9 protein-coding genes, 1 tRNA gene and 1 pseudogene are annotated in these 9,951 nt (G+C 65.3%); 7 read left to right on the top strand and 4 right to left on the bottom strand.

What is annotated here, in order from left to right:
- Positions 1 to 34: 34 nt before the first annotated feature.
- The 3 genes and pseudogenes from D892_RS48205 to D892_RS46220 all read left to right on the top strand — a co-directional run.
- Positions 35 to 403, top strand: a pseudogene (locus tag D892_RS48205) (alpha/beta fold hydrolase); the annotation flags it as partial.
- Positions 404 to 461: 58 nt separating this feature from the next.
- Positions 462 to 1,793 (top strand): SDR family oxidoreductase, encoded by a 1,332-nt coding sequence (locus D892_RS39965; RefSeq protein ID WP_232235931.1) that lies wholly within the window; start codon positions 462 to 464, stop codon positions 1,791 to 1,793.
- A gap of 62 nt (positions 1,794 to 1,855) precedes the next feature.
- Complete coding sequence (locus D892_RS46220) at positions 1,856 to 2,026, top strand: hypothetical protein (RefSeq protein WP_156959305.1); 171 nt, start codon at positions 1,856 to 1,858, stop codon at positions 2,024 to 2,026.
- A gap of 686 nt (positions 2,027 to 2,712) precedes the next feature.
- Here the strand turns inward: D892_RS46220 and D892_RS49435 are convergent.
- Together D892_RS49435 and D892_RS0100150 are read right to left on the bottom strand one after the other, a co-directional pair.
- Positions 2,713 to 2,886: a hypothetical protein gene (locus tag D892_RS49435; protein ID WP_369801718.1), complete on the bottom strand. Its 174-nt coding sequence runs from the start codon at positions 2,884 to 2,886 to the stop codon at positions 2,713 to 2,715.
- Between the two features lie 394 nt (positions 2,887 to 3,280).
- Positions 3,281 to 4,300 carry a TerC family protein gene (locus D892_RS0100150; protein WP_024799315.1) on the bottom strand — a complete coding sequence of 340 codons (1,020 nt, stop codon included), beginning with the start codon at positions 4,298 to 4,300 and terminating at the stop codon, positions 3,281 to 3,283.
- Positions 4,301 to 4,554: 254 nt separating this feature from the next.
- On the opposite strand from D892_RS0100150, the gene D892_RS0100145 reads away from it, so the two are divergent.
- Positions 4,555 to 5,562, top strand: coding sequence for a zinc-binding dehydrogenase (locus tag D892_RS0100145; protein ID WP_232235930.1), 1,008 nt, complete (start codon positions 4,555 to 4,557; stop codon positions 5,560 to 5,562).
- Positions 5,563 to 5,626: 64 nt separating this feature from the next.
- Here D892_RS0100145 and D892_RS0100140 read toward each other — a convergent pair whose 3' ends face one another.
- A complete protein-coding gene (locus D892_RS0100140) occupies positions 5,627 to 6,061 on the bottom strand; it encodes a nitroreductase family deazaflavin-dependent oxidoreductase (protein WP_024799313.1) in 435 nt (144 codons plus the stop codon).
- A gap of 130 nt (positions 6,062 to 6,191) precedes the next feature.
- Here D892_RS0100140 and D892_RS0100135 point away from each other — a divergent pair.
- The 3 genes from D892_RS0100135 to D892_RS0100125 all read left to right on the top strand — a co-directional run bounded on the left by D892_RS0100135 (position 6,192) and on the right by D892_RS0100125 (position 8,241).
- A tRNA-Ile gene (locus D892_RS0100135) sits at positions 6,192 to 6,265 on the top strand.
- 99 nt (positions 6,266 to 6,364) lie between these two features.
- The gene (locus tag D892_RS0100130) at positions 6,365 to 7,297 is read left to right on the top strand and encodes a tyrosine-type recombinase/integrase (protein WP_024799312.1); all 933 of its coding nucleotides are present in this window, start codon (positions 6,365 to 6,367) and stop codon (positions 7,295 to 7,297) included.
- A 107-nt stretch (positions 7,298 to 7,404) separates the two neighbouring features.
- Positions 7,405 to 8,241, top strand: a complete 837-nt coding sequence (locus tag D892_RS0100125) for a hypothetical protein (RefSeq protein ID WP_024799311.1) — start codon at positions 7,405 to 7,407, stop codon at positions 8,239 to 8,241.
- Positions 8,242 to 8,256: 15 nt separating this feature from the next.
- Here D892_RS0100125 and D892_RS0100120 read toward each other — a convergent pair whose 3' ends face one another.
- Complete coding sequence (locus D892_RS0100120) at positions 8,257 to 8,949, bottom strand: GntR family transcriptional regulator (RefSeq protein WP_024799310.1); 693 nt, start codon at positions 8,947 to 8,949, stop codon at positions 8,257 to 8,259.
- Between the last annotated feature and the right edge of the window lie 1,002 nt (positions 8,950 to 9,951).

Below are 9,951 nucleotides of genomic sequence, written 5' to 3'. Positions count from 1 at the left end.
CACGACGAAGCGCCGAAGGAGAACACAGTGACCGATGAGAGGCCCTTTGCGGATGTCGAGCGGACCGTGCGCAGCGGGCGAATTCGAGCTTGCCGTCTACGAATACGGCGCACCGAACGCCGAGACCGTGGTGCTGGTGCACGGCTGGCCCGACGACCACCATCTGTGGGACCGGGTTGTCCCGTTGCTGGCCAACCGCTTTCACGTCGTAGCCTACGACACCCGCGGGCACGGCCGGTCCACCCGTACTGCGCGCACGCAGGACTATCGCCTGGACCGGTTCGCCGCCGACTTCTTCGCCGTCGCCGACGCCGTGAGCCCGGATGAGCCCGTGCACGTGCTCGCGCACGATTGGGGTTCGGTCGAGATGTGGGAGGCGGTGTGCGAGCCGCGCGCCGCCGATCGCATCGCGTCGTTCACCTCGGTGTCCGGGCCGAACCTCGACCATATGGGAAAAGTGGATGCGCGCCAAACTGTCTCGCGGCGCGATGTGGGGTCCGTTCACGCAGCTGCTCTCGTCCACGTACACCTTCCTGTTCATGACACCCGGTGTGCCGAAGGTGGTGCTGCGGCCGCTGTCGATGGAGAAGGTCTGGCAGCGTTTCGTCGGGCTGATGAACGAAACCTCCCCGCGGAACGTCGCATTGGGCCCGACGTTCCGTGCGGACTTCTTCGACGGGATGCGGATCTACCGCGCCAATATCCTGCAGCGCGTGCTGAACCCCCGGGAGCGCCGCACCGAGGTCCCGGTGCAGCTGATCATCGCGCGCCGCGATGTCGCGGTGCGGCCCGCGGGATACGCCGACACCCGGCAGTGGGGCGCCGCGACTGTGGCGGCGCGAGGTCGGCGGAGGCCACTGGCTGCCGTTCTCGCATCCGGAACTATTGGCCACGGCCACAACCGAACTCGTCGAATCGATCGGCGGCGGTCCGCAGGCGCGGGGCTGCGGCGGGCCGAGGTGGGCCGGGAACGCCGTCCGTTCGGCGACAACCTGGTGGTGATCACCGGCGGCGGCAGCGGAATCGGCCGCGAGACGGCGCTGGAGTTCGCGCGGCGCGGTGCCGAAATCGTCCTGTCGGACCTCGATCTCGAGGCGGCGAAACAGACCGCCGAACTCGTCACGGCCGCCGGGGGTGTCGCGCACACGTACGAGCTGGACGTCTCCGACGAGACCGCCGTGGCCGAGCACGCCGCCATCGTGCTCGCCGCACACGGCGTGCCCGACATCCTGATCAACAACGCGGGCATCGGTCAGGCCGGCGATTTCTTCGCCACCAGCGCGGCCGAATTCGACCGGGTGATGCGGGTGAACCTCGGGGGAGTGGTCAACGGCTGCCGCACCTTCGGCGCCGCGATGGCCGAACGCGGTCTCGGCGGGCACATCGTGAACCTGTCCAGCATGGCCGCCTACACCCCGCAGCGCGGGTTCAGCGCGTACTCGACCAGCAAGTCGGCGGTGTTCATGTTCTCCGACTGCCTGCGCGCCGAACTGGCCGGCAAGGGCATCGAGGTGCACACCATCTGCCCCGGCATCGTGCACACCAATATTGTTGCCGCGACCAGGTTTTCGGGCCTCTCCGCCGAGGAGGAGGCCGACAGGCAGACCCGGTACGACGACCTCTACCGGATGCGCGGCTACGGCCCGGAGAAGGTGGCCGCCCAGATCGTCCAGGCCGTCGAACGCGGCCGCGCGGTCGTCCCCGTCACCCCGGAGGCCCATCTCCGATACCACTTCCACCGGTTCGCCCCCGCCCTGGACCGTTTCCTCGCGGCACGGGTGAAGCTGACGTAGCCGGTCCGCCCTCCAACCGAACATTAAGCAGGTCATAGGGCTCCGTACTTACGTTGCGGTGCATGGAAACTGTGACCGTGGTCGTGGCCATTGCCCTGATCTGCGGGTGCGTCGTGCTCATCGGCAGGTCGGTGGCGTTTTCCCGGAACCACGGCGGTCACGGATACGACGACACCGGCTACTGCGACGAGACGTGCGGCGATCCCGACGACGGGTGCTTCGAAGGACCGTGACGCGCGGTCGAGTACCGTTCGCCGCCACGGCAACTGGATCTTTGGCCGATCTTTGGCGAGACGGGCTACCGTCCGCGGTATGGGAACAGCGGGAGTAATCATCTGGGTGGCCATGGTGCTCGTCGTCATCGCGGGCAGCGTGTGGAGTGCGAGGTCCGGCAGATCTCGCCGGCGGCGCGACCGGTGGCGGCACGGCCGATCCGGATACGGCGGCGGGACCTACTCGGACGGCGGCTCCTTCGGCGGCGGCGACAGCGGCAACGGCTGCGGTGGGGGAGGCGGCTGCGGCGGCGGCTCCTGCGGGGGCGGCGGAGGCGGCGGCTGCGGTGGAGGCGGCGGTGGCGGGGCAGCTGAGCCGCACCGTGCCGGGCCACCATCGACGAGTACCGAGACGCCACGGCAACCGAATCTTCGGCGCACCTTTGGGAAGTCCGAATACGTTCCGGAACATGGGAATTGGGGGAGTAATCGGCTATGTGGCGATGGTGGGCGTCATTGTCGCGGTCGGCGTGTGGGGCGTGCGGTCCGGCACATCACCGCGGAGGCACGGCCGGTGGGAGTACGGCCGCGCCGGATGCGGCGGCGGCCGGTACCACTCGGGTGGCGTCGGCATTTCCTCTAGCGACGGTGGTGGCGATTCCAGCGGTGGAGGCTGCGGCGGCGGCTGAGCCGGACCCGGCCGGTCCTCAGCGGGAATCGGCGGCGCGCAGGTCGGATTCGATGATCTCGACGCGTCCGCGCGGGATTCCCCACGGCCGTTCGACGCCCACCCTGCTGTCGAGATCCCACAGCACACACTCCTCGCCCGGCCGGGCCACCATCGACCACGCGACGACGGTCCGGCCCAGTTGGGAGTCCATGGCATCTCCGGCCTCTCCGGAGCCGCTCGACGGCCGTCACCCTCGGGAAAGTGATGCAGGAACCGGCCGTAGGCCGCGTCGCAGAATCGGGCGTATCGGGTGGTGCAGAGAATGAGCCCATGCCACGCCTCGTCGACGGCATGCGAGGGCATGCCGATCACCTGGTCGTCGCGCATGGCCGCACCGCAGCAGCGCAGCCACTGTCGCAGGCCGGTTTCCACCAGCTCACGCGGCTGCCACGGACAGGTCTTGAACACCGCCTCCGACAGCTGTAGATCGTCCACGGCCCGGTGCACCGGCTCAGGTCGATGCGGCGCAACCGTTGAAACAGCACGATTCACAGTATGGTCGCGAGAATCCGGCGGGCAACTCGTAGCATCCGTCCGGCTCGGCGCTACGACTGGGGCGTCGTTGTCGCCGAATCGACCTCGCCGGCCCCTCGCGTCGCGCGCAGGCTGGTCACGGTCACGATGGCGAGCACCACCACGATCACACCCAGCGAGGCCACGGTCGGGATCGTCGGGACCTGCTCCCAGGTGCCGTGCGCCCAGTGCAACACCAGCTTCACGCCGATGAACGCCAGGATGATCGCCAACCCGTAGGCCAGATGCACCAGCCGCGACAGTGCCGCCTGCAGCACGAAGTACAGCGCCCGCAGTCCGAGCAGCGCGAACGCGTTGGTGGCGAACACCAGGTACGGGTCGCCGGTGACGCCGTACACGGCGGGCACCGAATCGACGGCGAAGACCACGTCGGTACCCATCACGGCGGCGACCACCAGCGCCAGCGGCGTCAGGGCGCGCTTGCCGGCCTCGCGCACGGTCATGCGGGTGCCGTGGTAGTCGTCGGTCACCGGCATCAGCTTGCGCAGTAGTCGCACCGATCGCATGCTCGAGATGTCGACGTGCTGGTCGTTCCCGCGAGCGGTGTCGACCAGCAACTTCGCCGCCGTCACCAGCAGGATCGCGCCGAACAGCAGGAACGCCCAGTCGAGCGAGGCGAGCGCGGCGGCGCCCAGGGCGATGAAGATGCCGCGCAGCACCAGCGCGCCGACGATGCCGAACAGCAGCACCCGCTGTGCCAGCGCCGCCGGCACGGCGAAGGCCGACAGCAGCAGCATGAAGACGAACAGGTTGTCGACCGACAGCGATTTCTCCAGCACGTAGCCGGTGAAGAATTCGGTCCCGGGCGTGCCGCCGTACGCGGCCCAGATGACGAGCCCGAAGACGACGGGCAGGGCGATGTAGAAGATCGTCCATCCGACGGCCTCGCGCATCGACACCTCGTGCGGCTTGCGGGTGACGACGAAGTCGAGTACCAGCAGCGCGATAACACCGAGGATGGTGGCGGTCCATAACCAGGGTGTGCCGATGGTCTGGATGGACGCTGCGAGAACGGTGTCGGTAGGGCTCATAAAAAGATCTCCTCGGGCATGGCTCAACACCCGAGGTCTCCTTCACCCTCACTCGGGTGGCCACCCGGGGATTCCGATGGCGGAATCCGTACTGACCGGTATGGCACTTGGGAAGTACTCCCCTCACCTGTGAGGGTAACGGACATTTCGGCCGATCACCAAACGGCACACCCGGATCGGCGAAGTTCCCGCATCCGCGCTTGACCTGAACCTTGCTTCAGGTAGAAGGCTGTGCTCATCGCGAGAACGAAGGGATGTGGTCGAAGATGCGGGTGATCGAGGCGAAGTCGTTCGGTGGTCCGGGCGTGCTGGTGGCCGGCACGGCGCCGGATCCGGTGGCCGGGACCGGCGAAGTTGTGATCGATGTCGCGGCGGCGGATGTGATGTTCCTCGACGTGCGGTTGCGCAGCGGATGGGGCACCGACTTCTTCGCCGTCCGCCCGCCGTACGTGCCGGGCGGGGCGGTCGCCGGAGTCGTGTCCGCCGTAGGGAAGGACGTCGATCCGGGATGGGTCGGCAAACGGGTAGCGACCGCCACCGCCGCCAGCGGGATCGGCGGCGGGCTACCCGTCGGCGGCTACGCCGAGCGGGCGCCGGCGAAGGCGCAGACGCTCACCGAACTACCTGGCGCCCTGGACTTCGTGCACGCCGCGGCGCTGGTGCACGACGGCAGGGCCGCGATGGCGGTGGCCGGGAGCGCGGCATTCCGGCCGGGGCAGCCGGTGCTGATCACCGCCGCGGGCGGCGGCTTGGGCACGCTGCTCACCCAGCTGGCGCGGTCGGCCGGGGCCACGGTGATCGCCGCCGCGCACGGGGATACGAAGCTCGACCTGGCGCGTCGGCTGGGCGCGAGCGAGGCGATCGACTACGAGGAACCCGGCTGGGCGGACCAGGTGCTGGGGCTGACCGGCGGTACCGGGGTGTCCGCGGTGCTGGACGGCGCCGGCGGGCCGATCGGCGGGGACTCCCTGGGCGCTATCGCCCCGGGCGGCCGGTATCTCGGATACGGCAACGCGGCAGGCGGCTTCGCGGAACTGGACACCGAACGCGCTGCCGCGGCGGGCATTACCGTCCTGTCCCTGATGGACATCACCAACTCCGGCGTGGACTGGGCGGCACTGGGAGCGCGAGCTTTCGACATGGCTGCCGAGGGAGATTTGGAAGTCGTTGTCGGCCAGACCTTCCCGCTCGATCAGGCCGCCGCCGCCCATGCCGCCATCGAGGCTCGGCAGGCCGTGGGGCGCACGATTCTGACGATGTGACGCGAGGAGGCGATCCGACGCCGGTCGGCCACGGGCTGATGCCCGGGCCGGGCCGGGGCTCGGTTCAGGCGTTGCGCGGGGTCAGCACCACGACCGCGATCTTGCGGTCGGTCTTGGTCTGGTACTGGGTGTAGCGCCCGTGGTTGACCTTGTCGACCAGCTTCCACCGGCGCGCGTAGTCGGGATCGTCGGGATAGGTCGCCCGGGCCGTAACCGGTATCCGTCGCTTGCCCACCTGGATCTCGTTGTCGGGCTTGGCCTTCAGGTTGGCCAGCCATCCCGGCGGCTCGGGCGCCCCGCCCTTGGAGGCGGTGACCAGATAGTCCTGACCGTCCTGCGCATAGGTCAGCGCGTTGGTCCGCGCCAGCCCCGTCTTGCGCCCGACCGTCCGCAGCAACAAGGTCGGATTCCCGAACAGCAGCCGATGCCCCACCAGCCCGTCCGACTTCTCGTACAACCACTGATGCGCCCGCAACACGTTCACGAACAGATCCGCCACGCCTGCCCTCCCATCGGGGGTCGGTACCGCCCTCACCCTAGTCCGCAATCCGCCCAACGGCGATCCGAATAGGTGCTAACACGCCCGACCCGGTAACATCTTGACGCCCGCATACACACGCTGCGGTCGGGGGACGGTAGCTCAGTCGGTTAGAGCCGCGGACTCATAATCCGTTGGTCGTGGGTTCGAGCCCCACCCGTCCCACTCACCCCGCCCCACCAGCGTGAACGCTGAATCGTTGAGCCGAGTTGATCCAGAACAGCGCTTGTTGAGCTTTAGACTGTGCGCGTACCGTAGGGTGCTATGACCTCGGATTTGGACGACATCCGGGAGCTGGCGGAGGATTTCGCCACCGAGCTACGCCGGAAGAACCGCAGCCAGCGCACGATCAATGGCTACTTGAAGCACATCGAGTACTTCAGGGCCTACCTTGCTGCGAACGAACTTCCGACTACCGGTCCAGCGATCACGCGAGAACACATCGGTCAGTACATTGAATCTTTACTCACCAGAACGAATCTGCGTACCGGTGAGCCGCTGTCGCCGGAGTACGCGCGTGGCCAGTATCGGAGTCTGCAACAGTTCTTCAAGTACCTCGAGACGGAGGAGATCATCGAGGTCAACCCGTTCGACCGGATGACGCAACCGGACGCTCCGGAGCGGCAGGTACCTGTACCTCCGCTCGACGCGCTGAAGAGGTTGCTTGCCGAGTGCGCGGGAACCAACTTCGAAGATCGCCGAGATACTGCGATTATCCGGCTGTTCCTTGACACCGGTTGTCGTCGAGGTGAGATTGCTCCGCTGTCGGTTGACGCTCTCGACTTCGCGGAGAACACGGCGACCGTGCTTGGCAAAGGCCGTCGGCCACGGACCGTCCCCTTCGGCGACAAGACCCGTACGGCACTGCGTCGATATCTGCGGGTCCGGGCTCAGCACCCGAAGGCCGTCAACGATGAGCCTGCATTGTGGCTGGGGAAGTTCGGGCCGATGACCGACCACGGTATAGGGCAGATGGTGGAACGGCGTTGTCAGGCTGCCGGCATCGAACACATTCACCCGCATCAGTTCCGGCACTTCTTCGCCCACAACTGGCTGGACAATGGTGGCCAAGAGCAAGACCTCATGATGCTGGCAGGTTGGCGGAGTCGACAGATGCTCGCGAAGTACGGGAAGTCTGTTGCGGTTGATCGCGCCAAGGCGGCTCATCGGCGAGCACGGCTTGGTGATCAGATCTAGGTTCGTCGCGAACTTTGGCGAAGCAGAAGACGCGGGTATGCACAGGTACCAGCCACTTTCGGCAAGTAGGTCTCGAAGCTTGCCTCTTTCAGGGGAGAATCAAGAGCATGGCTGATCTGACGCTGACAACCGAACGTCGTGATCAACTGGCAGCCCTGCTGGGCGACGCGAACCGTCTCCGGACCGAGTACCCGAAGGTAGCTGACTACCTGGACACGGCACCGATGCTGCCCGGCAGCGGTGACGACCAGGCTGACGCTGCGTTCGACCTCCGGTTCGTGAACTACATGACCGGGGGCGATACTCAGAGCCGGAATCCATACTGGGACATCGTTGCCCCTTCAGTTTCAGAACGTCAGGGGCGTCGAGTAGTCGATGGTGGTCGCTCTGAAGGAAGTGCGCGGCTTGGGTTTGCGCAGACGATTTTGCAAGCGGTCTATGCCTACGCCATTCCGTCGCCAGAGACGATCAACTGGATGGTCGAGTTCTGTGCTGGCAAGGACGTGGTCGAACTCGGTGCCGGGCGTGGTTATTGGGCGGCTCAGTTGACCACTGCTGGTCTGACGGTTGACGCCTACGATTCTGAACCACCTGACACCACTGAGAACGTCTCGTTTCCCGGTGCATCCGGGCAACGCGATGTCTGGCACAACGTCGGTGGTCTGGGGGCGTTCACGGAACGGATCCGTGACCGCTCGGATCACGTATTGTTCCTCTGCTGGCCGCCGGGATGGGGCAACGAGATGGCATCGACCGCGCTTGACGAGTTCAGTCGAGCTGGAGGTGATCGCCTCCTGTTCATCGGTGAACCCAAGGGTGGCAAGACCGGCGATGACGCATTCTTCGATGCCCTGACCTCAGCGTGGAAGCTGGAATCCGAAGATTCGCAATATGTTTCGTGGTGGAACCTGGCCGATGTAGCGCAAGGCTGGGTGCGTCGCTGACATCGCTTGACTGTCCTACTCGGTAGGCGATTGCTTCAGTTGTTGTTGAAGTTCCATCCGGAACACGAATGCGTCGTATCGGTCTCGGGGATAGGAGATCTCGGACACCATTAGCACTTGTTCGCCCGGGCCAAGGTACCGCTGACGAACCGACTTGACGAGATCACCTGCGGGTGTCTCGAGCCATGTAGCGTGCGACTCCAGCGGGATACGATCGGCCACAGTCTCTTCGAGCACTGTGGCAGCTGAGATGTCCGCCGCTTCGGTCGGCTGATACGTGTCGGATATTGAGATCGGCCGACCATCCTCGGTCGCACGGGTGATGGTGTGAAGTACTTCGCTCCCTGGGGATATCGCGAATGCATCCGCAAGCTCCTCTGATGCGGGAAGTCGCTCGCTGTCTCGCTCGATGCGAACATCCCGATCGGACTCGTGACCGAAGGTGTCCTCAGGATCCTCCATCTGACGTTCGGGCGCGACTCGAACCAGGTTCGGATGATCCGTGATGAAGGTTCCCCGTCGAGGAACGGTACGGACAAGCCCCTGCCGCTCTAGCAGCTGTATGGCTTGGATGATGACGATCTTCGAGACGCTATGCCGTTCGACCAGTTCGTTGAGGCTCCGCATCTGAGTGCCGGCAGGAAGCGCGCCACTGCGGATCTGGCGGGCGTACTCTGCGGCAATCGAGACATATGCGGGTTCTGTCATGAACCGAGTCCTTCCGAGCCGTGCGCGGTTCTCTTATTGAAAATCATTCTTATCATACACAACTGTATATGCACACTGCGGCGACTCCCGCCGTTCGTGCCTGTCGGCCCCGATGACCCGTCTATCCGCCCGCCTGTCCGCCTGGGCATGGACAACTGTGTATAGACAGACTCTTGTGCATGTACAGCTGTGCATATACAGTTGAGGATGTCGTCAGTTCTAGCAACTAGCAGACAACGACAGTGACGAAAAAGGCTCCCCGGTGGTTGCCGCCGCCGGGGAGCCAATGACCAAAGCGGGTTGCCGCCCGCTTCAGCATTCCTGCACTTCAGACGGATAGGAGTTCCCTGAAGCATGTCCAGTGTAGATCCCTCGCGTCCGACACTGATCGTCGGTGATCAGCATGGGCGCAAAGTGCGTGCCACATCAGGCGCTGCTGAATACCTCTCTCCGCCAAGTGATTTGATCAACTTGAAGGAAGCAGCGCGCGTGGCGGGAGGAGTCCACCCGACAACTGTGCGCCGGTGGATCTTCCGTCGCATGTTAAAGGCGTATAGGCGGCCTCCATCAGGCGTGCTCTATGTCAGCCGAGCCGAGGTCGTCGCCTTGGTACAGCCCGTCGAATCGGACGGTGCTGAATGAGTACCCACGACGATCGAGTACTTCAGGCCCGCATTGCTGTTCATACGTCATGGGCACAGACGCCGGATCGCGCCGCGAGGACGGCAAAGGCGCGGGCTGCTTTGACGAGCAAGTTCGAGCGACAGGTTGATCCGGACGGCGTTCTGCCGCCGAAGGAAAGAGCGCGCCGCGCCGAACACGCTCGAAAGGCGCACTTCGCGCGACTTGCATTGAAGTCAGCTAAGGCGCGTCGTCGCCGGAATCTCCGTCAAGGAGGTGCGTGATGCATCCTCGGACATTACTGATTCTTGGGCTGATCGGTGTAGCTGCCGTATGCACACAGCCCGGCGCGGTTGCAGCTCTGTTGTTCGGCGTGGCGTT

Origin of the sequence: Nocardia sp. BMG51109 (assembly GCF_000526215.1) — a bacterium.
Lineage (GTDB): Bacteria > Actinomycetota > Actinomycetes > Mycobacteriales > Mycobacteriaceae > Nocardia.
The sequence above is the reverse complement of the archived record's forward strand: the minus strand, read 5'-3'. Positions and strand labels throughout refer to the sequence as shown.

Excerpts from the sequence above, each read along its gene's own strand:
- D892_RS0100125 (WP_024799311.1), top strand. The coding sequence starts at position 7,405 with ATGGCTGATCTGACGCTGACAACCGAACGTCGTGATCAACTGGCAGCC.
- D892_RS46220 (WP_156959305.1), top strand. The coding sequence starts at position 1,856 with ATGGAAACTGTGACCGTGGTCGTGGCCATTGCCCTGATCTGCGGGTGC.
- D892_RS0100120 (WP_024799310.1), bottom strand. The coding sequence starts at position 8,949 with ATGACAGAACCCGCATATGTCTCGATTGCCGCAGAGTACGCCCGCCAG.
- D892_RS49435 (WP_369801718.1), bottom strand. The coding sequence starts at position 2,886 with ATGGACTCCCAACTGGGCCGGACCGTCGTCGCGTGGTCGATGGTGGCC.
- D892_RS39965 (WP_232235931.1), top strand. The coding sequence starts at position 462 with ATGCGCGCCAAACTGTCTCGCGGCGCGATGTGGGGTCCGTTCACGCAG.
- D892_RS0100130 (WP_024799312.1), top strand. The coding sequence starts at position 6,365 with ATGACCTCGGATTTGGACGACATCCGGGAGCTGGCGGAGGATTTCGCC.
- D892_RS0100145 (WP_232235930.1), top strand. The coding sequence starts at position 4,555 with ATGTGGTCGAAGATGCGGGTGATCGAGGCGAAGTCGTTCGGTGGTCCG.
- D892_RS0100150 (WP_024799315.1), bottom strand. The coding sequence starts at position 4,300 with ATGAGCCCTACCGACACCGTTCTCGCAGCGTCCATCCAGACCATCGGC.